Source organism: Bacillus sp. S14(2024), from assembly GCF_050473785.1.
Lineage (GTDB): Bacteria > Bacillota > Bacilli > Bacillales > Bacillaceae_G > Bacillus_A > Bacillus_A yunxiaonensis.
Genome location: NZ_JBFLUP010000006.1, coordinates 4,045,139 through 4,069,603, shown reverse-complemented (window position 1 = coordinate 4,069,603; position 24,465 = coordinate 4,045,139). Strand labels below are relative to the sequence as shown.

Below are 24,465 nucleotides of genomic sequence, written 5' to 3'. Positions count from 1 at the left end.
ACGGCAAACCAAAGCCTTAGCCCTTTGTAAGGAGCTGAGTTAAAGCCTTTTGGACGGACTATTCACTTTTTAACGAACTTTACATAGTTTATAATTATCAGATAATGGTAGATATTTTACTCTATAAATAATTATAATAGAATATGATATGGTGTTATAATTGAGACAGAAAAGGTGTGTTTCTAGGTGGGGTCTAGATGGCGTCTTGCTTTTTGCGACATCTAAGCAGGAGTGCCTACTCTTTTTTGTAAAATATAGGGGATGAGGAAGGTTAAAATGAGCAAAATACAGAAGAAAACAGACGTTATCTTAATTGGTGCCGGAGTCATGAGCGCGACTTTGGGAGCATTACTAAAAGAGTTAGTACCTGAATGGGAAATCAAAGTGTTTGAGAAACTCGCAAACGCAGGAGAGGAAAGTTCTAACGAATGGAATAATGCCGGTACGGGCCATTCTGCACTATGCGAGCTCAACTATACATCCGAAAAATCTGACGGATCTGTAGATATTAGCAAAGCTATAAAAATTAATGAACAGTTTCAGCTTTCAAGACAGTTTTGGGCATATCTTGTAAACAGCAATCTGATTCGTAACCCGCAGGACTTTATCATGCCAATACCTCATATGAGTTTAGTACAAGGGGAAAAAAATGTAAAGTTTTTGAAGAACCGTTTTGAAGCGCTTTCAAACAATCCTCTGTTTCAAGGGATGGAATTTTCCGATGACCCTCAAAAACTGAAGGAATGGATTCCGCTTATCATGGAAGGACGTACAGCGGATGAACCGATAGCGGCAACAAAAATTGACTCTGGGACGGATGTTAACTTTGGTGCTTTAACACGCATGTTGTTTGACCACTTGCAGACTAAAAACGTCGAGATAAACTACAAGCATAGCGTTGAGGATATTAAACGTACTAGCGACGGCTCTTGGGAAGTAAAAGTGCATGATATCGATAGTGGTAAAATCGAATACCATACTGCAAAATTTGTCTTTATCGGCGGTGGAGGCGGAAGTCTGCTTTTACTACAAAAAACCGGTATTCCTGAGTCAAAACATATTGGAGGGTTCCCGGTAAGCGGCTTATTTATGGTATGTAACAATCCAGAAGTTGTAGAGCAGCATCATGCAAAAGTATACGGTAAAGCTAAGGTTGGTGCTCCCCCAATGTCTGTTCCGCATCTTGATACAAGATATATCGACAACAAAAAAACATTGCTGTTTGGACCGTTTGCCGGCTTCTCACCAAAGTTCTTAAAAACTGGTTCAAATTTTGATTTAATAGGTTCCGTAAAACCGAATAATGTCTTGACTATGTTGGCGGCAGGCGTAAAAGAGATGGCATTGACAAAATATTTGATCCAGCAAGTTATGTTATCGAATGAAAAGCGCATGGAAGAATTACGCGAGTTTATTCCGAACGCCAAAAGCGAAGATTGGAATACAGTGGTAGCGGGCCAACGTGTGCAAGTTATCAAAGATACTGATACTGGCGGTAAAGGAACACTTCAATTTGGTACGGAAGTTGTTAGTGCTGCTGATGGCTCGATAGCTGCATTGCTTGGCGCTTCTCCGGGTGCTTCTACTGCCGTTCACGTTATGCTTGAAGTATTAGGAAAATGCTTCCCGCAACATATGAAAGAGTGGGAACTGAAAATAAAAGAAATGATTCCTTCTTATGGCGTGTCACTAGTGGAAAACCCAGAGCTTTTCCAAGAAATCCATACTTCAACAGCGAAGACGCTTGGTCTAAGCGAAAAAGAACCGATTCATAGTTAATTCCTTGGATGTAGAAACAAAGGTATTTAATGAAAAGTTTAAGCAACATAAGAAACCACTGATGGAAGTTTCACTTTAGTTGAGAAGCCCCTATTCTCAATGTAGGTAAAAAATACAACAACCGCATTCAGAAGTCTGAGTGCGGTTATTGTATTTTAGCCCGTTATTCGCGGGCAGTAAGACCCCAACTTATGGAAGTTTCACTTTATGAGTTTGGAACGTCTGTATAAGATTCATGTTGTTTTTTGCGATGCTTCCTGCTACCAATTCGATCTAGTAATTCGTACATAACAGGTACAACAACGAGTGTTAGTAATGTGGAAACTAATAAACCGCCAATTACTACAACAGCTAAGCTTTTTGACACCATGCTTCCAGCTTGTGTATCACCGAATAGTAGAGGAAGCATTGCGAAGATGGTTGTAATAGCTGTCATAATAATTGGGCGTAATCTTATCGAGCCAGCTTCTAATAGTGCTTCTCTTGTTGACATTCCTTTTTCGCGATTTTGTTGTACACGTTCTATTAATACAATTGCATTTGTCACGACGATTCCGATTAGCATTAAGGCACCGATAAGGGAGTTTAAATCAACCGGTGTTTGTGAAATAATTAAACCTAAAATACCGCCGACAGCAGCTAATGGAAGGGAGAATAAAATTGCAAATGGTGCACGTGCTTGCCCAAAAGTAACAACCATAATTAAGTAAACAACACCAATTGCAATTCCCATAATTTTAAATAGATCAGTGAAGCTTTCTTGCATTGATTCTGTTGCTCCGGCAATGTTAACTTTCGCTCCATTAGGTAATTTTAAATTTGTAATAGCTGTATTTACGTCTGTACTTACTTTACTTAAATCTTCACCTTTTGCTTCCGCTGTAACTTGAATTGTTTCTTTTCCGTCCTTATGGAATATTTCTGTTTGTATTTGTTTTTCAGAAATGGTTGCAATATCTTTTAATGGGATCAAACCAGTAATTGGAGACGAAATATTTGAGTCTAGAATTGCATCTTTATTATGGATGTTTGTTTTTTCGTGTTCTATTACAATAGTTGTCTTTTCATTATCGAGTGAAATTTGGCCAATTGGTGATTTTTTCATTAAAAATGCAACTTGTTGTGCGATGACTTCAGGAGTTAATCCTGCTTTCTCTGCTTTTGTTTGATCAACGTTGATGACCCATTCATTTTTCTCCTCTTCCATATTTGTTTTTACTTTTGAAAGACTATTTAAGCTTTTTAATTTTGTGGTAACAAGATCGGAAGCTTTCTTTAAATGTTCACTATTGTTGGCCGTAATGTTAAATTGTAAAGTGTTCCCGCCACCGAAACTTGAAAAACTCACTTTTATATAATCAAATGTTGCTGGTTGAAATTGATTCTGTTCTTTTTTTAGTTTGTTAATGTATGTTTCAAGGTCAATTCCTTTTTTAAATCCTACATATATACTTGCAAGATTGTTTTTTGTCACTTGGCCCCACTGTGCATCTTCTGAAGCAGAACCCATTCGTAAGGTAACGTCTTGTACTTGTGTATCTGCAAGTAATTTCTTTTCGAATTCGAAAGCTTGTTGTTTCCCTTTTTCTAAATCGTAATTAGCGGGGAATGTCATATTGATAGAAAGCATTGTGTTATCGTCAGATTTAATATTTGCTTTTGGAAGTACAATGTAAGCTGCAATTGAACCGACAAACAATAAGAAAGAAGTAAGTAAAATGATAAATTTATGTGATAACGACCATTTTAAAATGGCTGTATAACGTTTCGTTTCTTTTTGCTCTTCGTGTCTTGCTTTCTTTAAAAGTAGAAAAGCCATGAGCGGAACAACTGTTAAGGCCACTACTAGAGAGGAAAGAATTGAATATACAACTGCCAACACCATAGGTAGCATAAATTCACCGATTCCGCCTGATACAAAGCCAATTGGTAAAAAGACAGCGACGGTCGTTAAAGTGGAAGACGTAATTGCGATTGCAACTTCTTTTGTAGCATCAATAATAACTTCTTTTGAGAAAGAATCTTTTTGTAAACGACGGAAAATGTTTTCGATTACAACGATGCTATCATCAACAAGGCGTCCGACAGCAACTGCTAGTCCTCCTAATGTTAAAATGTTTAAAGTGATATGAGATTGCTCAAGTAAAAAGAGTGTAAGGAGTATAGATAAAGGGATACTAACAACAGCGATTAAAGTAGTACGAATGTTACGTAAGAAAATTAAAATGATGAATGTAGCGGCAATGGCACCGAGAACAACTTCTTTAGCCATACTTGTAACAGCATTTTGGACTTGTTCGTGCGTTGACATAAGTGTTTTTATAGTGAAAGTGTCTTTATATTGCTTGCTCATATCATGAACTTTTTTCTCAATTTCTTTTCCAATTGTAACAGCATTTTTGCTGGGTTCTTTCATAACGACTAATACGGCACCATCATCTCCGTTTATATGGGAAATTGCATCATGATGTTGTTTTAGCTCAATTTTTGCGATATCACTTAGCTTTACTTCTGGTGTGAGGGGAATGTTTTTTATGTCTTCAATATTTTTTATTTCTCCAATTACACGAAGTAAATGATTTTCGTTATTTATAGATATTTGTCCAGCAGGTATAGAAACTTCTTTTCCTTGAAGAGCAGATACAATTTGTGGTGTTATGATATTTTTATCTTTCATTTTAACGGGATCTAATACAATAGATAATTCAGATGTTGATTTTCCGTAAAACATAACATTGGACACGCCATCGATATTTTCAAGTTGCGGGATAACTTCTTTTTCGATTTGTTTTTCATCAGCCTTTGTAAAGCCATTTTTCTTTTGAACTGTGATTTGTGCGAGTGGAATCATAGAGGTGTTTAGTTGGCTGACAACTGGTTTCATTGTATCTTTTGGAAGTGGTACTCCGTTTGTGAGTTTTTCAACTTCACGCGTTGCATCTTTCATATTTGCTTCTGAGGTGTAGGCAATATCAATCCGTGATAAACCTTCACTTGTTGATGATGTAATGGTATCGACGTGTGAAAGGTTTCGAAATTGTTTCTCGAGAGGTTCGGTTACTTCTTTTGTCATTGTTTCAGCATCTAGTCCTTCGGATAAAGTGGTGATTGTTATTACGGGATTATCGATGCTTGGTAAAAACTCCATCGGTAACTTAGAGCCGGAATAAATACCTAATACAGAGATGAGGAAAACCATGATGATAATAGCGGCCCTATTTTTTAATGAAAACTTTGTCAATCTTTCCATAAATAAATTCCTCCATGATAGGGTTTGATGGTTTACTGTTTTACTATATAACAAATGACAAGGAAATAGAGTTAAAAATATGTAAAAATTTTCTAAAAAACCCTTAAGTGAGGAACTCATTTTATGGTTAGTTAACGAGTGAAAGATATGTTATACAATAATTTAGTTTATACGAAAAAAACTTTATATATTTTTAAAAAAGTGCTTGCGCTTTAAAAATGTAGATGATATATTAATAAACGTCGCTGCTGCACTACAGCAGAAAGCGAAAAGAAAAAAGAAATAAAAAACAATGTTGACATCGAAAAACAAAGATGCTAACATAAGGAAGTCGCCAATTGAGCGGCGGACAAGTTCTTTGAAAACTGAACGAAACAAACAACGTGAAACGTCAATTTTTATTTATGATGCTAGACAAACACTTTATTGGAGAGTTTGATCCTGGCTCAGGATGAACGCTGGCGGCGTGCCTAATACATGCAAGTCGAGCGAACCGATTAAGAGCTTGCTCTTATGAAGTTAGCGGCGGACGGGTGAGTAACACGTAGGTAACCTGCCTGTAAGACTGGGATAACTCCGGGAAACCGGGGCTAATACCGGATAACATTTTGCACCGCATGGTGCGAAATTGAAAGGCGGCTTCGGCTGTCACTTACAGATGGACCTGCGGCGCATTAGCTAGTTGGTGAGGTAATGGCTCACCAAGGCGACGATGCGTAGCCGACCTGAGAGGGTGATCGGCCACACTGGGACTGAGACACGGCCCAGACTCCTACGGGAGGCAGCAGTAGGGAATCTTCCGCAATGGACGAAAGTCTGACGGAGCAACGCCGCGTGAGCGATGAAGGCCTTCGGGTCGTAAAGCTCTGTTGTTAGGGAAGAACAAGTGCTAGTTGAATAAGCTGGCACCTTGACGGTACCTAACCAGAAAGCCACGGCTAACTACGTGCCAGCAGCCGCGGTAATACGTAGGTGGCAAGCGTTATCCGGAATTATTGGGCGTAAAGCGCGCGCAGGTGGTTTCTTAAGTCTGATGTGAAAGCCCACGGCTCAACCGTGGAGGGTCATTGGAAACTGGGAGACTTGAGTGCAGAAGAGGAAAGTGGAATTCCATGTGTAGCGGTGAAATGCGTAGAGATATGGAGGAACACCAGTGGCGAAGGCGACTTTCTGGTCTGCAACTGACACTGAGGCGCGAAAGCGTGGGGAGCAAACAGGATTAGATACCCTGGTAGTCCACGCCGTAAACGATGAGTGCTAAGTGTTAGAGGGTTTCCGCCCTTTAGTGCTGAAGTTAACGCATTAAGCACTCCGCCTGGGGAGTACGGCCGCAAGGCTGAAACTCAAAGGAATTGACGGGGGCCCGCACAAGCGGTGGAGCATGTGGTTTAATTCGAAGCAACGCGAAGAACCTTACCAGGTCTTGACATCCTCTGACAACCCTAGAGATAGGGCTTCCCCTTCGGGGGCAGAGTGACAGGTGGTGCATGGTTGTCGTCAGCTCGTGTCGTGAGATGTTGGGTTAAGTCCCGCAACGAGCGCAACCCTTGATCTTAGTTGCCATCATTAAGTTGGGCACTCTAAGGTGACTGCCGGTGACAAACCGGAGGAAGGTGGGGATGACGTCAAATCATCATGCCCCTTATGACCTGGGCTACACACGTGCTACAATGGACGGTACAAAGAGTCGCAAGACCGCGAGGTGGAGCTAATCTCATAAAACCGTTCTCAGTTCGGATTGTAGGCTGCAACTCGCCTACATGAAGCTGGAATCGCTAGTAATCGCGGATCAGCATGCCGCGGTGAATACGTTCCCGGGCCTTGTACACACCGCCCGTCACACCACGAGAGTTTGTAACACCCGAAGTCGGTGGGGTAACCTTTTGGAGCCAGCCGCCTAAGGTGGGACAGATGATTGGGGTGAAGTCGTAACAAGGTAGCCGTATCGGAAGGTGCGGCTGGATCACCTCCTTTCTATGGAGAATTGATGAACGCTGTTCATCAATAAAGTTTCCGTGTTTCGTTTTGTTCAGTTTTGAGAGAACTATCTCTCAATTAGATACAGTGCAAGTAGTTTGTTTTTCTTGCGGTTGCGTCTGAAAGTGAATTCCACGATGATGGGTTCCTCACCGCATGCCAGCTAAGAAGCAAATTCAGCGCAGTAGGCATGTTCTTTGAAAACTAGATAACAGTGTAGCTCATATTTTTTTAATTTTGGTTAAGTTAGAAAGGGCGCACGGTGGATGCCTTGACACTAGGAGTCGATGAAGGACGGGACTAACACCGATATGCTTCGGGGAGCTGTAAGTAAGCTTTGATCCGGAGATTTCCGAATGGGGAAACCCACCATACGTAATGGTATGGTATCTTTATCTGAATACATAGGGTAAAGAAGACAGACCCAGGGAACTGAAACATCTAAGTACCTGGAGGAAGAGAAAGCAAATGCGATTTCCTGAGTAGCGGCGAGCGAAACGGAATCTAGCCCAAACCAAGAGGCTTGCCTCTTGGGGTTGTAGGACATTCTATACGGAGTTACAAAGGAACGAGGTAGACGAAGCAGCCTGGAAAGGCTCGTCATAGAAGGTAACAACCCTGTAGTTGAAACTTCGTTCCCTCTTGAATGTATCCTGAGTACGGCGGAACACGTGAAATTCCGTCGGAATCCGGGAGGACCATCTCCCAAGGCTAAATACTACCTAGTGATCGATAGTGAACCAGTACCGTGAGGGAAAGGTGAAAAGCACCCCGGAAGGGGAGTGAAAGAGATCCTGAAACCGTGTGCCTACAAATAGTCAGAGCCCGTTAAAGGGTGATGGCGTGCCTTTTGTAGAATGAACCGGCGAGTTACGATCCCGTGCGAGGTTAAGCTGAAGAGGCGGAGCCGTAGCGAAAGCGAGTCTGAATAGGGCGTTTAGTACGTGGTCGTAGACCCGAAACCAGGTGATCTACCCATGTCCAGGGTGAAGTTCAGGTAACACTGAATGGAGGCCCGAACCCACGCACGTTGAAAAGTGCGGGGATGAGGTGTGGGTAGCGGAGAAATTCCAATCGAACCTGGAGATAGCTGGTTCTCCCCGAAATAGCTTTAGGGCTAGCCTCAAGTGTGAGAGTCTTGGAGGTAGAGCACTGATTGGACTAGGGGTCCCCATCGGATTACCGAATTCAGTCAAACTCCGAATGCCAATGACTTATCCTTGGGAGTCAGACTGCGAGTGATAAGATCCGTAGTCAAAAGGGAAACAGCCCAGACCGCCAGCTAAGGTCCCAAAGTGTGTATTAAGTGGAAAAGGATGTGGAGTTGCTTAGACAACTAGGATGTTGGCTTAGAAGCAGCCACCATTTAAAGAGTGCGTAATAGCTCACTAGTCGAGTGACTCTGCGCCGAAAATGTACCGGGGCTAAATACACCACCGAAGCTGCGGATTGATACCTATGGTATCAGTGGTAGGGGAGCGTTCTAAGTGCTGTGAAGTCAGATCGTAAGGACTGGTGGAGCGCTTAGAAGTGAGAATGCCGGTATGAGTAGCGAAAGACGGGTGAGAATCCCGTCCACCGAATGCCTAAGGTTTCCTGAGGAAGGCTCGTCCGCTCAGGGTTAGTCAGGACCTAAGCCGAGGCCGACAGGCGTAGGCGATGGACAACAGGTTGATATTCCTGTACCACCTCTTTATCGTTTGAGCAATGGAGGGACGCAGAAGGATAGAAGAAGCGTGCGATTGGTTGTGCACGTCCAAGCAGTTAGGCTGGTAAGTAGGCAAATCCGCTTACCGCGAAGGCTGAGCTGTGATGGGGAAGCTCCTTATGGAGCGAAGTCTTTGATTCCCCGCTGCCAAGAAAAGCTTCTAGCGAGATAAAAGGTGCCTGTACCGCAAACCGACACAGGTAGGCGAGGAGAGAATCCTAAGGTGAGCGAGAGAACTCTGGTTAAGGAACTCGGCAAAATGACCCCGTAACTTCGGGAGAAGGGGTGCTTTCTTAACGGAAAGCCGCAGTGAATAGGCCCAAGCGACTGTTTAGCAAAAACACAGGTCTCTGCGAAGCCGTAAGGCGAAGTATAGGGGCTGACACCTGCCCGGTGCTGGAAGGTTAAGGAGAGGGGTTAGCGCAAGCGAAGCTCTGAACTGAAGCCCCAGTAAACGGCGGCCGTAACTATAACGGTCCTAAGGTAGCGAAATTCCTTGTCGGGTAAGTTCCGACCCGCACGAAAGGTGTAACGATTTGGGCACTGTCTCAACCAGAGACTCGGTGAAATTATAGTACCTGTGAAGATGCAGGTTACCCGCGACAGGACGGAAAGACCCCGTGGAGCTTTACTGTAGCCTGATATTGAATTTTGGTACAGCTTGTACAGGATAGGCGGGAGCCTTTGAAGCCGGAGCGCTAGCTTCGGTGGAGGCGCTGGTGGGATACCGCCCTGGCTGTATTGAAATTCTAACCTACGGGTCTTATCGACCCGGGAGACAGTGTCAGGTGGGCAGTTTGACTGGGGCGGTCGCCTCCTAAAAAGTAACGGAGGCGCCCAAAGGTTCCCTCAGAATGGTTGGAAATCATTCGTAGAGTGCAAAGGCATAAGGGAGCTTGACTGCGAGACCTACAAGTCGAGCAGGGACGAAAGTCGGGCTTAGTGATCCGGTGGTTCCGCATGGAAGGGCCATCGCTCAACGGATAAAAGCTACCCCGGGGATAACAGGCTTATCTCCCCCAAGAGTCCACATCGACGGGGAGGTTTGGCACCTCGATGTCGGCTCATCGCATCCTGGGGCTGTAGTCGGTCCCAAGGGTTGGGCTGTTCGCCCATTAAAGCGGTACGCGAGCTGGGTTCAGAACGTCGTGAGACAGTTCGGTCCCTATCCGTCGTGGGCGTAGGAAATTTGAGAGGAGCTGTCCTTAGTACGAGAGGACCGGGATGGACGCACCGCTGGTGTACCAGTTGTTCTGCCAAGGGCATAGCTGGGTAGCTATGTGCGGAAGGGATAAGTGCTGAAAGCATCTAAGCATGAAGCCCCCCTCAAGATGAGATTTCCCATAGCGTAAGCTAGTAAGATCCCTGAAAGATGATCAGGTTGATAGGTTCGAGGTGGAAGCATGGTGACATGTGGAGCTGACGAATACTAATAGATCGAGGACTTAACCATATAATATGAAGCAAATGTTATCTAGTTTTGAAGGAATATATTTTTTTGAAATTCCTGTTGACATTCTAAAAAGAATGTGTATAATAATAAAAGTCTGGTAATGATGGCAGAGAGGTCACACCCGTTCCCATACCGAACACGGAAGTTAAGCTCTCTAGCGCCGATGGTAGTTGGGACTTTGTCCCTGTGAGAGTAGGACGTTGCCAGGCAAATGGAGGATTAGCTCAGCTGGGAGAGCACCTGCCTTACAAGCAGGGGGTCGGCGGTTCGATCCCGTCATCCTCCACCATATAATTTTTAATGTCGGAGGGGTAGCGAAGTGGCTAAACGCGGCGGACTGTAAATCCGCTCCTTCGGGTTCGGCAGTTCGAATCTGCCCCCCTCCACCATTTATAATTAATCTTCATATTAAATGATTTACTTTAAATGAAGTAATTTCATAAAGAAAAATCAATGGGCTATAGCCAAGCGGTAAGGCAACGGACTTTGACTCCGTCATGCGCTGGTTCGAATCCAGCTAGCCCAGCCATTTAAGAGCCATTAGCTCAGTTGGTAGAGCATCTGACTTTTAATCAGAGGGTCGAAGGTTCGAGTCCTTCATGGCTCACCATTTTTAAAATGTAATATGCGGGTGTGGCGGAATTGGCAGACGCACCAGACTTAGGATCTGGCGCCTTTGGCGTGGGGGTTCGACTCCCTTCACCCGCACTTTTAATTAAATAAGCAATCAGTCATATATGTTTTGCGGAAGTAGTTCAGTGGTAGAATACAACCTTGCCAAGGTTGGGGTCGCGGGTTCGAATCCCGTCTTCCGCTCCAATTTTCAATATGACGCCGGGGTGGCGGAACAGGCAGACGCACAGGACTTAAAATCCTGCGGTGGGTGACCACCGTGCGGGTTCGACCCCCGCCCTCGGCACCATATGCGCCCGTAGCTCAATTGGATAGAGCGTTTGACTACGGATCAAAAGGTTAGGGGTTCGAGTCCTCTCGGGCGCGCTTTATTAACGGGAAGTGGCTCAGCTTGGTAGAGCACCTGGTTTGGGACCAGGGGGTCGCAGGTTCGAATCCTGTCTTCCCGATAGTTTTAAAAAATGGGGCCTTAGCTCAGCTGGGAGAGCGCCTGCCTTGCACGCAGGAGGTCAGCGGTTCGATCCCGCTAGGCTCCACCATTTATATAACGGAGGTATACCCAAGTTCGGCTGAAGGGATCGGTCTTGAAAACCGACAGGCGGCGAGAGTCGCGCGGGGGTTCGAATCCCTCTACCTCCTCCATTTTTTATTTAAAAGAATATTATATCATCGCGGGGTGGAGCAGTCTGGTAGCTCGTCGGGCTCATAACCCGAAGGTCGCAGGTTCAAATCCTGTCCCCGCAACCAATGGTCCCGTGGTGTAGTGGTTAACATGCCTGCCTGTCACGCAGGAGATCGCCGGTTCGACCCCGGTCGGGACCGCCATTTACATAAAGGCTCGGTAGCTCAGTCGGTAGAGCAGAGGACTGAAAATCCTCGTGTCGGCGGTTCGATTCCGTCCCGAGCCATCATTTTTTTTTGTAAACTAGCCGGCTTAGCTCAATTGGTAGAGCAACTGACTTGTAATCAGTAGGTTGGGGGTTCAAGTCCTCTAGCCGGCACCACTTAGGGGCATAGTTTAACGGTAGAACAGAGGTCTCCAAAACCTCCGGCGTGGGTTCGATTCCTACTGCCCCTGTAGAAAAGATTAAGGGCCTATAGCTCAGCTGGTTAGAGCGCACGCCTGATAAGCGTGAGGTCGATGGTTCGAGTCCATTTAGGCCCACCATATTCCGCAGTAGCTCAGTGGTAGAGCTATCGGCTGTTAACCGATCGGTCGTAGGTTCGAGTCCTACCTGCGGAGCCATGGCCCGTTGGTCAAGTGGTTAAGACACCGCCCTTTCACGGCGGTAACACGGGTTCGAATCCCGTACGGGTCACTAAAAAAAGAGTCAGCAATATGCTGACTCTTTTTTTTTGAAGAAAATAGATACTATATCTTTGTTTTATCAAACCATAATTACTTCCTTGATTAATAATCTCCTTACAAACATGTTTATCCTATTATTTCTAAATTCACCTTAAGACTCATGTGATAACTGCCCATAAGAGCTCGATTAGTGAGGGATGAAGAAAACCCTATTGATGAGAATGTCACTTATTTTTTACATATTATGAGATATTTCATTTTTTATTGTGAATAATGAAGGATTTTGTATTATTTTGTGTAATTAGGAAAGAACATTGTACATTATATTTTATCGATTGACTATTTTAGCTGCCCTGATGAATAAAATCAATATTTTCTCTTCTCAATTCTAATGATCTTAGATGGATTGTCATATTTTAGAATACTCAATTTAATTTATAGTTCTATGACTAGTAACTAAAAGTCTAATTGTCCTTAGGTGGCGCTATTTAGACAATTCTTCGAGGTTGTTAAAGAGCAAATTCCTTTGTTTTTACAGAGATGAGCGTATCGTATTGCATTCATCTTTCTAGGAACCGTGAATTTAAATAAGGAGAATTGGAAAGGCTAAAGTGTGTAAAGGAGGGAATATATTTATGACAACTGTTAGAGAATTGATGAGCACAAATATTGTACATTGTACGCCGCTAGATAATGTGTATGAAGCAGCTGTGAAAATGAAAGAAGAAGATATAGGGATGATTCCTGTTGTAGAGAATAGTCACGTTATTGGTCTTGTAACAGACCGTGATTTAGTTGTGAGAGGAATTGCAGAAAAGCACCCGGGTTCTAATCAAATTACAAATGTTATGACAACACAAATTATTTCAGTGTCTCCTGATGACGCTGTTGAAAAAGCGTCAGAGTTAATGGCACGTTACCAAATCAGAAGATTGCCGGTAATTGAACATGGACAAATTGTGGGAATGCTATCACTTGGAGATTTAGCTACAACTAAATATGCAGATAATCAAGCGGGTGTTGCCTTAAGTGAAATATCAGAGGATACAAAGTAAAGAATAGAATATTTTATGCTGTTTTTTATCCCGTAATTCGCGGCCAACAAGAACCCCACCTTAAGATTTAGAGAAAAGCATTGTCCAGCTCTAGCGGCTAGAATCTCCGGTCGTTTCCGCCCCTTGGACGAGGCAAAAGCGCCTCTCTGCCTTGAGCGTAGGCGTCCTGCGATGCTGAGCGAGCCCCTTCCGCTTTTCTTAAGAAGATAGGTGGGGATAACTGTCAGTAAATGTTTTATTGGTAAGAGCTTTCCAACAGTGAGGGATGAAAAAACTCACTGTTGGAAGTTTCACTTTATGTAATTTACTTTTGAAATTTTTGTTAACAACTATTATCATATGAAAAAAGTGGTATACTAATAAATATAAGTATCATATGTTATTTTGAATATAGTAATATTAATAATATAGATTAACATGTAAGCATTTTATCATACATATAGAAAAGGGAGGGGGAATTATATGACGATTATGCAAACCGAACCTAATTGGAATTTGGTTACGGATGCGTATGAAAAGCCGGAACATTTTGCGGATTTATTCTCTTTGCTTATACCAGAGCGTCCAAAAGGTGAAGGAAAAGAACGAACTATTTTGGCTTGGAAAGAAAAAGAATTTTACAAGAAAGAAAATTTAATTCCTTTTATTTTATATGGAATGAAAAAATCACATGATTTACCAAAGTTTCATAAAGATGAAATGCCAACTTTAGTTCGAATTATTCGTCTATGTCAAGAAGTAGGATGGTATAAACAAGCTTATTGTTTTATGGTTGAAGAAGGATTAGAGGAATTCGTACAAACATCTTTAGAGTATGAATCATGGGATGTGTTTACACAAGTAGTTGCTTGGAATTATTTAATTATAAAACAAAAAGCTGCTGAGTTAGATAGCAATGATTATTTTATTTGGGAAAGAATTAAATTTAATGTAGAGTGTATTGAAAAGTATAAGGTACTTTTGTCGCATAAAGAAATGTTGGAATTTATGTTTCTATATCTTTGTAAACAAGCAAAGACATTATCCAAAGAGAAGTTAGATGAAAATTTAATGGAGTTAGCGATATATTGTAATACATACATTTATGATTTATACACACTAGATTTATTGAAAAAATATAGAAAATGCACGGATTTCTTAACATATTATGAACCAAGCCGAGCTGTTGTAGCATGTCAGCATGCGGTGATTGCACAAATATCAGATCATCTTAATCCATTAAAGACAACTCATGTTGATGATTATTTATTTGTTATAAAAGAAATAATGGAATATATGTCATTTGAATTTATAAAAAAATATGAGCATTTTATCGGGAAATTATTATCATATGTTCCATTTTTCGAGATGATTCAAGTTCCACAGCATGCATATTATTGTGAAGAACTCATGTATATATGTAAAGGAGTAGGCTACAAAGAGGAACTACTACGCAATTATATATTTATACAATTACCAAATTGTTTCCCTTCTTTTATTAAGCAATTTTTAAAGAATAAGCGCTATGCATCAATACATGACATTTTATTTTACTGGTGTAGCGATGAACAGCGTATGAACTTAGAACATAAATATAACTTAAGTTTTATTTATGAACAATATGCCTGTGGCTAAAGTGAGTTTTCCACTAATGGTTATGTGAATTTATAAAGTTCGTTCCTTTGAGAAAGCATACTTTATCCTGCGATTCTGTTCGAGCCGCTTTTGCTTTTCTAAAGAAGTTAAGTGAGAGATAAACTGCTGGCATGCGCCCGATTGGTGAGGGCTAATAATCAGTGGGGATGAAGAAACCCCCACTGATTAAAGTTTCACTTTATCTAATAAAAAGAAATAGCGTAGAATACAAATAAGGATTCCACTTTATGTGGAATCCTTATTTAATAGTAAATAAAAAAAGAGATTATTATGAGAGAAATCATTCCATATAAAAGGAATTGGCTATTTCTATTTTCTTTAATACCAAAAAACTCATTCATTCTTTCATATAAGTCTAAAAAATATTTTGTAAGACTAGCTTCGAATAAACGTTGCAACATTTTCCCTCTTTCTATGTTTCTTGATATTGCTGTTTACGATATTCTGGAACATATATATATTGAGATACTATAAGAAGAATAGTCATAAAGAATACCGGAAAAATTGTAGCGGCATGTAGGCCAGTAAAAATAATATTTGTTAGTAAGGAACTTATAATGAACAGAGCAGTATATATGTGTGAAATATGTCGTTTTAATCGAATTTTGAATACTTCCATCATCACTTCACAAGCAACAAATGCAATAGTGATGCTTAAAAATACAATGTTTGTATTGTAAATTAATAAGCAACAAATTAGACCGAAAAACGCTAAATACTCAATAATTAGTGAAATATTACGTGTCATCTTACATCACCTAATTAGGTAAGGAAGCGGATTTACTGCATTTGTTTTTTCAAAATTCCATTCCCCGTTATGTAATTCAAAATGTAAGTGTTGGCCAGTAGAATGTCCTGTATTTCCCATATAACCGAGCAATTGGCCCGTTGCTACGTTATCGCCTACTTTAACCGCACGATTGCTCATGTGAGCATATACAGTTGTATATAAATTCCCATTTATATGATGGGCAACAAATACAACATTTCCATAACTTGTAGAATAGTATGACTTAACAACAGTGCCAGGTGCAGCAGCTTGAATTGAAACATTTCCGGTTGCCGCAAAGTCTACACCATAGTGCATCTGTCCCCAACGTACATCAAATGTTGAGCTCACGTTCCCTTGAGTTGGATATTTAAATACAGCTGGAATAGATGGTTTAGCTTGTGGTTGCTGTTGCTGCTGTCCTTGCAGTATATATTGTTGCCCGACATAGCCATATCCTGATCCGTAGCGAATTTTATACCATGTGCCAACTTTTCCGACGACTTGTACTTGTGCTCCGTTCTGTAAAGAGCCAATAATGGCTGTATTTGTTCCTGCACCGCTGCGTACTTTTAATACTGGAGTAGCCACATAATAAGAACTTCCGCCTTGTACAGTAATTCCTTTTACTAATGGCTGAGCTACGTTAGATAAAAATTCTTTCTTTACATAGCCACTTGTTCCATTATGTATAACTTTATACCATCCCTCTTGTTCTTCTTGAATCGTAACAAATTTTCCATTGGGTAATACATCAATAATTTCAGATTGCGTATTTGGCTCAGAGCGAACGTTTAATGCATCTGCATTAACGATATATTGTTGCGTATTATTGCTTGTTTTTGTTAAAGAAATTGCTTCTTTTTTTACATAGCCAGTTTTATTTTGAGTGTGAATTTTATACCATTCGTTTGTTGTTTCAAGAATTGTAACTGGAGTGTTCTGTGTAATGGTTTCAATAACAGAATCTGTTGCTTTAGGACTAGTGTACACTTGTAATGTATTCGTTTTTACATAACCAATTTTCATTTTTGGTTTTTGCTGTGCTGATACAGTTTGTACAGTGGAATCTGTCATAGACGGGAGCATAGAAGCGACTGCGACAGTAGCTGCTGTCATTGCTGCGGCTTTCATGTTCATATAATTAGAGGCCTCCTTATGTAATAAATTTCTATATTATTAATTATAATATAACAATATTTAATTTGTCTCGTATGCATAGAAATGTAATATAAAAAAATAAATAAACATTTTTTTATATTATAAAGTCATATAATAAAAGGATAGCAGATTTATCAGTGTTATGGGAATAGATAGAAGGAATTTGCGTTTTTCTGAACTTACAAAATACATAGAATGATATTTTATCCTGCTACTTTAGGGCAGTAAGACTTCCACCTCAAGGTTCTGAGAAAACAAAGAAGATAAGTGGGAGATAACTGCTGAAAGTTTCACTTTATCTTGCTCAAAACATTGATATTTTAGGGAAAAGCTTTAAGATGAAAAACCTCCCGTAAGACATAGAGTGGCCTAACTAGCCACCTTTTGTTTAAAATTACCGCTGATGGAATTTTGACTTTATAACTCAAAAGAGTTGCCGATGATATAGGGCGATGGTATACTGACTATGTTAAATGAATATAATGCTAGGGGAGCTAGTGTTGCTAGCTGAGAGTAAGACCTATAGTCTTTGACCCTTGAACCTGATCTAGATGATGCTAGCGTAGGGAAGCAATTGGACGATGTATATAACGTCCCCGTTTCTTTGCGTATAGAAACGGGGATTTTTTATTGAAAATTTTATAGAACACCACTAGGGGTGCTTGAAAGCTGAGAGAGGTAGAAACCTTAACCCTTATAACCTGATCTAGGTGATACTAGCGTAGGGAAGTGGAAACAACAAATAGAGTTTTCTTTTGTTTGCTGTGACCACTTCTTATATAGAAGTGGTTTTTTATTTGGAAACATATATACAGGAAGGGGAAGCGGAGATGACATTTTGTGAAAGACTATTTGAAAAGGTGCAACCTGTTTGGGAGAAGAGTCATAATCATCCATTTGTAACAGGTATGGGAGATGGAACGTTAGAGAAAGATAGATTTCAATATTATATTGTTCAAGATTATTTGTATTTGTTAGATTACGCAAAATTATATGCAATCGGTGTTGTAAAAGCAACAAATCCAAAAGTAATGGCGAAGTTTGCTGAACAAATTGATGGAATTTTAAATGGAGAAATGACGATTCATAAACAATACGCAAAGCGTTTAGGAATTTCTGTTGAAGAAATGGAATTAGCAAAGCCGTCTGCTATGAATCTTGCATATACAAACTATATGATGTCCGTATCACAAAACGGTACACTAGCTGAGTTAATCGCAGCGTTGCTTCCATGTATGTGGAGTTATTGGGAAATTGGAAAGCGTTTAAATGATATTCCAGGAGCACGCGATCATGAATTTTTTGGCGAGTGGATTCAAGGGTATAGTTCTGAAGAATACGGAAATCTTTGCGTGTGGTTAATTGATTTATGTAATGAAATTGCAATTGGAAAAACAGAAGAAGAACTAAATCGTTTAGAAGAAATCTTCTTATATTCCAGTCGTTTTGAATATTTATTCTGGGATATGGCATATCGTAAGGAGATGTGGGGTTTTGAGGAGCAAGAACATACTACAATTTCATAACGTTTCCTTTCATTATGATGAGAAACAGATTATAGCGAACCTTGATGCTGCAGTACAACAAGGAGAATTCGTTAGCATTATTGGCCCAAGTGGCTGCGGAAAAAGTACATTGTTTCGGCTCATTACAGGACTCGAGAAAGCAAGTGAGGGTACTGTTAAGGTGATAGGAGAAACGAATCATCCTGTTGGTTATATGCCACAAAAAGATATGTTACTTCCATGGCGAACGATTATCGAAAATGCAGCATTGCCTCTTGAATGTCAAGGTGTGAAGAAAAAAGAAGCACAAATGCAAGCACAAAAATTATTGGAGCAGTTTGGACTGCAAGGATATGAAAATAAACAGCCAAAAGATTTATCAGGTGGAATGCGTCAACGTGTATCTTTTATTCGTACGTTGTTAACGGGCGGCGACCTTTTACTATTAGATGAACCATTTAGTGCACTCGATGCATTGACGAAAGCATATCTGCAAGAGTGGCTGTTTGAACAATGGAAACATTGGCAAAAAACGATTGTATTTATTACACATGATGTAGAGGAAGCGCTTTATCTTTCCAATCGTATTTTTATCGTAACAGAGCAGCCCATTACATCATTGACAGAGCGGATTGTACCTCTTGGGCAAGAACGATTTCGAAAGGATTTGCATCGTCCAGAAATGCTGGCATTAAAAGATGAAATCATTGGGATGTTACAAAAGCAGGTACTTGTATGAAGAGAATTGTAGACTATGTTCCAGCTTTTATTGTTATTGCTATTTTTCTTATTGGTTGGGAAGTAGGGGCGCGGATTCTCGATGAAATGTACATTTTACCATCCCCAAGTGCCATTGTTCGAAAAATATGGGATTTGCGGGATATATTGCTTACGGTGCATTTACCAGCAACTCTTTCTGTTACAGTTATCGGTATTGGCATTTCCGTTGTATTAGGTGTTAGTTTAGCGATGGTGATGAGTATGAGCTCATTTGCTGAGAAAGCATTTTATCCATTATTAGTTGCTTCACAAACGATTCCGATTACAGCTTTGGCACCATTATTTGTTTTATGGTTTGGCTACTCTATTTGGAGTAAGGTTGTTGTCACAGTACTTATTACGTTCTTTCCAATTGCGGTGAATACATATGATGGTCTCCGCAGTACGAACAAGGAATGGGAAGAGCTTTTAATTACATATGGTGCAACAAAAAAAGATGTTTTCTTAAAATTGAAATTACCATCCGCACTTCCATACTTTTTCTCTGCTTTGAAGGTGGCTGTGCCGTTCAGTGTTATTGGAGCAGCAATGGGGGAATGGCTTGGAGCGCAAGCGGGACTAGGTTATTTTAGTAAACGAATGATGACACAAATGGATGGTGCGGGTGTATTTGCACCAATTGTCTTATTGTCATTACTTGCTATTTTCTTTGTATTATTCATTTCTATATTAGAGAAGAAGTTTATTAGTTGGAGGAAGCATTCATGAAATTATTAAAACGCATCTTTGTGTTTACATTATTAATTGCGATGATTGCTGGGTGTTCTAGCAATTCGGCATCAGAAAAGAAAAAGGGTGAAAAAGAAGTAACAGTAATGCTTGATTGGTATCCAAATGCAGTGCATAGCTTTATTTATGCGGCAATTGAAAAGGGTTATTTCAAAGAAGAAGGTATAAAGGTAAATATTAAATTTCCTTCAAATCCAACTGATCCATTAACGTTAGCTGCAGCAGGAAAAGTAACGGTTGGATTATACTATCAGCCGGATGTGGTTATTGCTAGAGCGAATGAAAACATTCCTGTGAAATCTATCGGGGCGGTTGTTCGCTCACCTTTAAATCATGTTGTATCGTTAAAATCAGCTGGCATTTCTTCTCCAAAGGATTTGGAGGGAAAAACAGTTGGATATTCAGGAACACCGTTAAGTGAAGAGTATTTAAAAACGATGATTAAAGAAGATGGTGGCAATCCAAATAACGTAAAAGTAGTTGATGTTGGTTTTGATTTAGTACCGGCTCTTACTACGAAAAAAGTAGATGCTGTTACAGGCGCATATATTAACCATGAAGTACCAGTACTACGCCATGAAGGGTTTGACCCAGCATATTTCAATCCAGCAGATTACGGTGTACCAAATTATCATGAACTTGTGTTTGTAACTGGCGATAAAACATTGAAGAAAGATAAAGAAACATTGCAAGCCTTTTTACGCGGGGCAAAAAAAGGTTATGAATTTATGAAGAAAAATCCAGATGAAGCATTAAACATTTTATTAGACCATCAAGAAAAAGAGAATTTCCCTCTTATTCCAGAAGTTGAAAAAGAAAGTATGAAAATTTTATTAGATAAAATGGAAACAAAAGATGAACCATTTTTATCAGATACAGCAGATTCATGGGAAAAGCAAAATAAGTGGTTGAAGGAAAAAGGAATGGCAAAAGAAATTGTTCCAGCAAACGAGTTGTTTGAAAACATTTTAAAGTAGGCGGATGTATATGAAAGATGAGCTTCACGTCATATCAAATGGTCGTATGTCATTTGAAGAGTTAGCAAATATAGCAACTGAGATTGAAAGTGAAATAGATTATTTGCACATTCGTGAGCGGGAGAAAAATACGAAAGAGTTATATGAAGGTGTAGAAAAGCTCTTAAATAAGGGCTTTCCTTCTTCTAAACTTGTAATCAATGATCGGATTGATATTGCGATTTTATTAAATATTAGGCGTGTGCAGCTTGGCTATCGAAGTGCTGATATAAGGTTTGTTAAAGAAAAATTTTCTTATTTACATGTTGGCTATTCTGTTCATTCACTTGAAGAAGCTATTGCTGCTTTTAAAAGCGGTGCGGATTCTCTTATGTACGGGCATTTGTTTCAAACAAACTCCAAAAAAGGAGTTCCCCCAAGAGGATTAGAAGAAATTACAGAAATGGCAAAACGTTTAACAATTCCGATTACGGCTATTGGAGGAATTACTCCCGATAATACAGCAGAAGTACTTGGCACCGGGGCTACTGGTATTGCAATTATGTCCGGAATTTTAAGCGCAGTAAAGCCGAATGAACAAGCGAAACTATATAAGGAAACGATACGAAAGTGGGCGAGAAATCATGAAAAAAATATATGATGTTGCCATCGTTGGCGGCGGTGTAATCGGAAGTTCAGTTGCACATTTTCTTGCTGAAAGAGGCTATAAAGTTGCCATCATTGAAAAACAAAAGATTGCTTCTGAAGCGTCTAAAGCAGCGGCTGGATTACTAGGTGTACAGGCGGAATGGGATGAATACGATCCGCTGTTTGAATTAGGTAGGCAAAGCCGCGCGATGTTTCCAAAGCTTGCAAGTGTATTGCGTGATAAAACCGGAATTGATATAGGATATGAAGAAAAAGGAATTTACCGCATTGCTCAGAGTGAAGAAGAGAGCGTGCGACTCCTTCATATTATGAAATGGCAGCAGCAAACAGGAGAAGAGTCACATTTTATCTCAGGTGAAGAGCTGCGCGAAAAGGAACCATTTTTATCCTCTTCTATTATTGGAGCGGTATATCATCCAAAAGATGGCCATGTAATTGCACCTGAGCTGACGAAAGCATTTGCCCACTCTGCTGCGATATCTGGAACGGATATATATGAAGAAACTGAAGTGTTTGATATTCAAATTAAGGATAATCACGTGACAGGATTGCTTACAACCGAAGGAACTATATTATGTGAGAAAGTAGTAATTGCTGGAGGTTCATGGAGTACAAAACTACTAGAATATTTTCATAGTGAGTGGGGGACATATCCTGTTAAAGGTGAAGTTGTTGCGGTGCGCAGTCGTAAGCCGCTGCTACAAGCCCCTATTTTTCAAGAGCGATTTTATATTGCACCAAAACGAGGTGGACGTTATGTCATTGGAGCGACAATGAAGCCCCATACATATAACAAAGCGGTACGTCCAGAGAGTATTACTTCTATATTAGAGCGTGCCTATAGTATCCTTCCGGCATTAAAAGAAGCGGAATGGGAAAGTGCATGGGCAGGATTACGTCCACAATCCAATCATAGTATGCCATATATCGGTATGCATGAAGAAATTACTGGTTTATATGCTTGTACTGGCCATTATCGAAATGGAATTTTATTAAGTCCAGTTTCGGGTCAATATATAGCTGATCTTATAGACGGAAAGCAAGATAATCGTTTACTAGATTCATTGCTTTCACAATCTATTTAGTAAGGGGATGAAAGATTGAACTTAAAAATTAACGGCAGGCAAGTAGAGGTGCCAAGTGAGGTTAAAACGGTAGCCGATTTGCTTGTTCATTTAGGATTAGAGATGAAAATTGTTGTTGTAGAACGCAATCAAGACATTTTACAAAAAGATGATCATCAAGATACATCTGTTTTTGATGGAGATCAAATTGAAATTGTAACATTCGTAGGAGGCGGTTGATTATGTTAAAGATTGGACCATTTACTTTTCATTCTAGGTTGTTATTAGGAACAGGGAAATTTTCTGATTTTGATGTACAGAAGAAAGCAATTGAAGTATCAGAGGCAGAAATTTTAACATTTGCGGTGCGCCGTATGGATATTTTTGATGCAGAGCAACCGAATTTATTAGAAAAAATTGATGTAACAAAGTATACACTTCTTCCAAATACAGCAGGAGCAAAAACAGCAGAAGAAGCAGTGCGTATTGCGAAACTAGCGAAAGCATCAGGATTATGTGACATGATTAAAGTAGAAGTAATCGGTGATGATAAAACGTTATTGCCAGATCCAGTTGAAACGTTAAAAGCATCCGAAATGTTATTAAAAGAAGGGTTTATTGTTCTGCCGTATACGTCTGATGATGTTGTGTTAGCACGTAAACTACAAGAATTAGGTGTCCATGCAATTATGCCAGGTGCATCACCAATCGGTTCTGGTCTTGGTATTGTAAATCCGTTAAATTTAAGCTTTATTATTGAGCAAGCAACTGTTCCAGTTATTGTTGATGCTGGTATCGGTAGTCCAGCTGATGCAGCATTTGCGATGGAATTAGGTGCAGATGGTGTTTTATTAAATACAGCTGTTTCTGGAGCAAAAGATCCTGTGAAAATGGCGGAAGCAATGAAACTTAGTATTCATGCAGGACGATTAGGTTTTGAGGCAGGACGTATTGCACGTAAGCGTTGTGCGACTGCAAGCAGCCCGTTAGAAGGAATGAGTATTCTTGAATAGTCGATATTCTCGTCAAGTGTTGTTTTCTCCAATTGGAGAAGAAGGACAGCAAAAAATAAGAGAAAAACATGTATTCATTATCGGGGCAGGAGCACTTGGCAGCGCGAATGCAGAGATGCTTGTTCGCGCTGGAGTTGGCAAAGTAACGATTGTTGACCGCGATTACATTGATTGGAGTAATCTTCAGCGCCAACAGTTATACTGTGAGGAAGATGTACAAAATCATTTACCAAAAGCAGTGGCAGCAAAGCGCCGCTTACAGGCTATTAATAGCGATGTAGTTGTAGAAGCTTACGTACAAGATGTAACAGCGGAGGAACTAGAGGAACTTGTTACAGGTATAGATCTTATTATCGATGCAACAGATAACTTTGAGACCCGTTTTATTGTAAATGATATATCACAAAAACATTCAGTGCCATGGATTTATGGAGCTTGTGTCGGTAGTTACGGTCTTTCTTATACGATTTTACCAGGAAAGACACCGTGTTTATCTTGTTTATTACAATCTATCCCTCTTGGCGGAGCGACATGTGATACAGCAGGGATTATTTCACCTGCTGTATCAATCGTTGTAGCACATCAAATTGCAGAGGCATTAAAGATTTTAGTAGAGGATTATGAAGCCCTTCGTGATGGACTTGTTTCATTTGATGTATGGAAAAATGAATATTCATGTATGAATGTACAGAAATTGAGAAAAAAACAATGTTTATCATGCGGAGAGGAAGCAATTTATCCATATTTAAGTAAGGAAAATACTTCTAAGACAGCTGTTCTATGCGGCAGGAATACAGTGCAAATTCGTCCGCCATATAAAGAACAGTTCGATCTTTCTATGTATAAAAATCTCCTGCAAGATCGTGTCGCAGATTTAACAGTTAATCCGTATCTATTGTCGTTTTCTATTGACGATAAACGATTAGTAGCATTTCAAGACGGTCGTGTGCTCGTACATGGTACAAAAGATATTGCAGAAGCAAAAACAATTTATCATCGTTACTTTGGTTAAAAAGGGTG

15 protein-coding genes, 19 tRNA genes, 3 rRNA genes and 2 riboswitches are annotated in these 24,465 nt (G+C 40.3%); of the genes, 34 read left to right on the top strand and 3 right to left on the bottom strand.

Annotated elements, in window-relative coordinates; translation table 11 throughout:
• Window positions 1-276 precede the first annotated feature (276 nt).
• The gene (locus AB1279_RS20660; RefSeq protein WP_429760718.1) at window positions 277-1,779 is read left to right on the top strand and encodes a malate:quinone oxidoreductase; all 1,503 of its coding nucleotides are present in this window, start codon (window positions 277-279) and stop codon (window positions 1,777-1,779) included.
• 205 nt (window positions 1,780-1,984) lie between these two features.
• On the opposite strand, the gene AB1279_RS20655 is transcribed toward AB1279_RS20660, so the two are convergent.
• Window positions 1,985-5,029, bottom strand: coding sequence for an efflux RND transporter permease subunit (locus AB1279_RS20655; RefSeq protein WP_429760717.1), 3,045 nt, complete (start codon window positions 5,027-5,029; stop codon window positions 1,985-1,987).
• A 423-nt stretch (window positions 5,030-5,452) separates the two neighbouring features.
• On the opposite strand from AB1279_RS20655, the gene AB1279_RS20650 reads away from it, so the two are divergent.
• From AB1279_RS20650 to AB1279_RS20535, 24 genes are all read left to right on the top strand, one after another.
• A 16S ribosomal RNA gene (locus tag AB1279_RS20650) occupies window positions 5,453-7,003 on the top strand.
• A gap of 242 nt (window positions 7,004-7,245) precedes the next feature.
• Window positions 7,246-10,167 (top strand): 23S ribosomal RNA (locus tag AB1279_RS20645).
• A 93-nt stretch (window positions 10,168-10,260) separates the two neighbouring features.
• Window positions 10,261-10,376, top strand: a 5S ribosomal RNA gene (gene rrf / locus AB1279_RS20640).
• The 16S, 23S and 5S rRNA genes sit together here with 19 tRNA genes alongside, the layout of an rRNA operon.
• 4 nt (window positions 10,377-10,380) lie before the next feature.
• A tRNA-Val gene (locus tag AB1279_RS20635) sits at window positions 10,381-10,456 on the top strand.
• 16 nt (window positions 10,457-10,472) lie between these two features.
• Window positions 10,473-10,556, top strand: a tRNA-Tyr gene (locus tag AB1279_RS20630).
• A 65-nt stretch (window positions 10,557-10,621) separates the two neighbouring features.
• Window positions 10,622-10,696 (top strand) — tRNA-Gln (locus AB1279_RS20625).
• 5 nt (window positions 10,697-10,701) lie between these two features.
• Window positions 10,702-10,777, top strand: a tRNA-Lys gene (locus tag AB1279_RS20620).
• Window positions 10,778-10,794: 17 nt separating this feature from the next.
• Window positions 10,795-10,875: transfer RNA gene (locus tag AB1279_RS20615), tRNA-Leu, on the top strand.
• Between the two features lie 36 nt (window positions 10,876-10,911).
• Window positions 10,912-10,986 (top strand) — tRNA-Gly (locus AB1279_RS20610).
• Window positions 10,987-11,000: 14 nt separating this feature from the next.
• Window positions 11,001-11,089, top strand: a tRNA-Leu gene (locus tag AB1279_RS20605).
• A gap of 3 nt (window positions 11,090-11,092) precedes the next feature.
• Window positions 11,093-11,166 (top strand) — tRNA-Arg (locus AB1279_RS20600).
• A 9-nt stretch (window positions 11,167-11,175) separates the two neighbouring features.
• Window positions 11,176-11,249, top strand: a tRNA-Pro gene (locus tag AB1279_RS20595).
• Window positions 11,250-11,263: 14 nt separating this feature from the next.
• Window positions 11,264-11,339: transfer RNA gene (locus tag AB1279_RS20590), tRNA-Ala, on the top strand.
• Between the two features lie 10 nt (window positions 11,340-11,349).
• A tRNA-Ser gene (locus AB1279_RS20585) sits at window positions 11,350-11,442 on the top strand.
• Between the two features lie 28 nt (window positions 11,443-11,470).
• Window positions 11,471-11,547: transfer RNA gene (locus AB1279_RS20580), tRNA-Met, on the top strand.
• A 2-nt stretch (window positions 11,548-11,549) separates the two neighbouring features.
• Window positions 11,550-11,625 (top strand) — tRNA-Asp (locus AB1279_RS20575).
• Window positions 11,626-11,635: 10 nt separating this feature from the next.
• A tRNA-Phe gene (locus AB1279_RS20570) sits at window positions 11,636-11,708 on the top strand.
• Window positions 11,709-11,728: 20 nt separating this feature from the next.
• A tRNA-Thr gene (locus AB1279_RS20565) sits at window positions 11,729-11,804 on the top strand.
• Between the two features lie 3 nt (window positions 11,805-11,807).
• Window positions 11,808-11,878, top strand: a tRNA-Trp gene (locus AB1279_RS20560).
• 13 nt (window positions 11,879-11,891) lie between these two features.
• Window positions 11,892-11,968 (top strand) — tRNA-Ile (locus tag AB1279_RS20555).
• A 3-nt stretch (window positions 11,969-11,971) separates the two neighbouring features.
• Window positions 11,972-12,046: transfer RNA gene (locus tag AB1279_RS20550), tRNA-Asn, on the top strand.
• Window position 12,047: 1 nt separating this feature from the next.
• Window positions 12,048-12,119 (top strand) — tRNA-Glu (locus AB1279_RS20545).
• Window positions 12,120-12,744: 625 nt separating this feature from the next.
• Complete coding sequence (locus AB1279_RS20540; RefSeq protein WP_429752158.1) at window positions 12,745-13,164, top strand: CBS domain-containing protein; 420 nt, start codon at window positions 12,745-12,747, stop codon at window positions 13,162-13,164.
• A gap of 462 nt (window positions 13,165-13,626) precedes the next feature.
• On the top strand, window positions 13,627-14,778 hold the full coding sequence (locus AB1279_RS20535; RefSeq protein WP_429760715.1) for a DUF3965 domain-containing protein: 1,152 nt from the start codon (window positions 13,627-13,629) through the stop codon (window positions 14,776-14,778).
• A 433-nt stretch (window positions 14,779-15,211) separates the two neighbouring features.
• On the opposite strand, the gene AB1279_RS20530 is transcribed toward AB1279_RS20535, so the two are convergent.
• Both AB1279_RS20530 and AB1279_RS20525 read right to left on the bottom strand, forming a co-directional pair.
• Complete coding sequence (locus AB1279_RS20530) at window positions 15,212-15,547, bottom strand: hypothetical protein (RefSeq protein WP_429760714.1); 336 nt, start codon at window positions 15,545-15,547, stop codon at window positions 15,212-15,214.
• 6 nt (window positions 15,548-15,553) lie between these two features.
• Complete coding sequence (locus AB1279_RS20525; RefSeq protein ID WP_429752152.1) at window positions 15,554-16,708, bottom strand: SH3 domain-containing protein; 1,155 nt, start codon at window positions 16,706-16,708, stop codon at window positions 15,554-15,556.
• 498 nt (window positions 16,709-17,206) lie between these two features.
• Window positions 17,207-17,315, top strand: a riboswitch (TPP riboswitch).
• 58 nt (window positions 17,316-17,373) lie between these two features.
• Window positions 17,374-17,474: riboswitch (TPP riboswitch) on the top strand.
• A gap of 85 nt (window positions 17,475-17,559) precedes the next feature.
• Here AB1279_RS20525 and tenA point away from each other — a divergent pair.
• The 9 genes from tenA to AB1279_RS20480 are packed head-to-tail and all read left to right on the top strand — an operon-like array spanning window position 17,560 to window position 24,457.
• Window positions 17,560-18,255: a thiaminase II gene (gene tenA, locus AB1279_RS20520; RefSeq protein WP_429752150.1), complete on the top strand. Its 696-nt coding sequence runs from the start codon at window positions 17,560-17,562 to the stop codon at window positions 18,253-18,255.
• Window positions 18,224-18,973, top strand: a complete 750-nt coding sequence (locus tag AB1279_RS20515; RefSeq protein ID WP_429760712.1) for an ABC transporter ATP-binding protein — start codon at window positions 18,224-18,226, stop codon at window positions 18,971-18,973. The genes tenA and AB1279_RS20515 overlap by 32 nt, the downstream gene beginning before the upstream one ends.
• Window positions 18,970-19,722, top strand: coding sequence for an ABC transporter permease (locus AB1279_RS20510; protein ID WP_429760711.1), 753 nt, complete (start codon window positions 18,970-18,972; stop codon window positions 19,720-19,722). The genes AB1279_RS20515 and AB1279_RS20510 overlap by 4 nt, the downstream gene beginning before the upstream one ends.
• On the top strand, window positions 19,719-20,720 hold the full coding sequence (locus AB1279_RS20505; RefSeq protein WP_429760710.1) for an ABC transporter substrate-binding protein: 1,002 nt from the start codon (window positions 19,719-19,721) through the stop codon (window positions 20,718-20,720). The genes AB1279_RS20510 and AB1279_RS20505 overlap by 4 nt, the downstream gene beginning before the upstream one ends.
• Window positions 20,721-20,730: 10 nt before the next feature.
• Window positions 20,731-21,360: a thiazole tautomerase TenI gene (tenI, locus tag AB1279_RS20500; protein ID WP_429760709.1), complete on the top strand. Its 630-nt coding sequence runs from the start codon at window positions 20,731-20,733 to the stop codon at window positions 21,358-21,360.
• Window positions 21,344-22,453: a glycine oxidase ThiO gene (thiO, locus tag AB1279_RS20495; protein WP_429760707.1), complete on the top strand. Its 1,110-nt coding sequence runs from the start codon at window positions 21,344-21,346 to the stop codon at window positions 22,451-22,453. The genes tenI and thiO overlap by 17 nt, the downstream gene beginning before the upstream one ends.
• Before the next feature lie 15 nt (window positions 22,454-22,468).
• Window positions 22,469-22,672 carry a sulfur carrier protein ThiS gene (gene thiS, locus AB1279_RS20490; RefSeq protein ID WP_429760706.1) on the top strand — a complete coding sequence of 68 codons (204 nt, stop codon included), beginning with the start codon at window positions 22,469-22,471 and terminating at the stop codon, window positions 22,670-22,672.
• A gap of 2 nt (window positions 22,673-22,674) precedes the next feature.
• Window positions 22,675-23,445, top strand: coding sequence for a thiazole synthase (locus AB1279_RS20485; protein ID WP_429760705.1), 771 nt, complete (start codon window positions 22,675-22,677; stop codon window positions 23,443-23,445).
• Window positions 23,438-24,457 (top strand): thiazole biosynthesis adenylyltransferase ThiF, encoded by a 1,020-nt coding sequence (locus tag AB1279_RS20480; RefSeq protein ID WP_429760703.1) that lies wholly within the window; start codon window positions 23,438-23,440, stop codon window positions 24,455-24,457. Before AB1279_RS20485 ends, AB1279_RS20480 begins: the two co-directional genes overlap by 8 nt.
• Window positions 24,458-24,465: the final 8 nt, after the last annotated feature.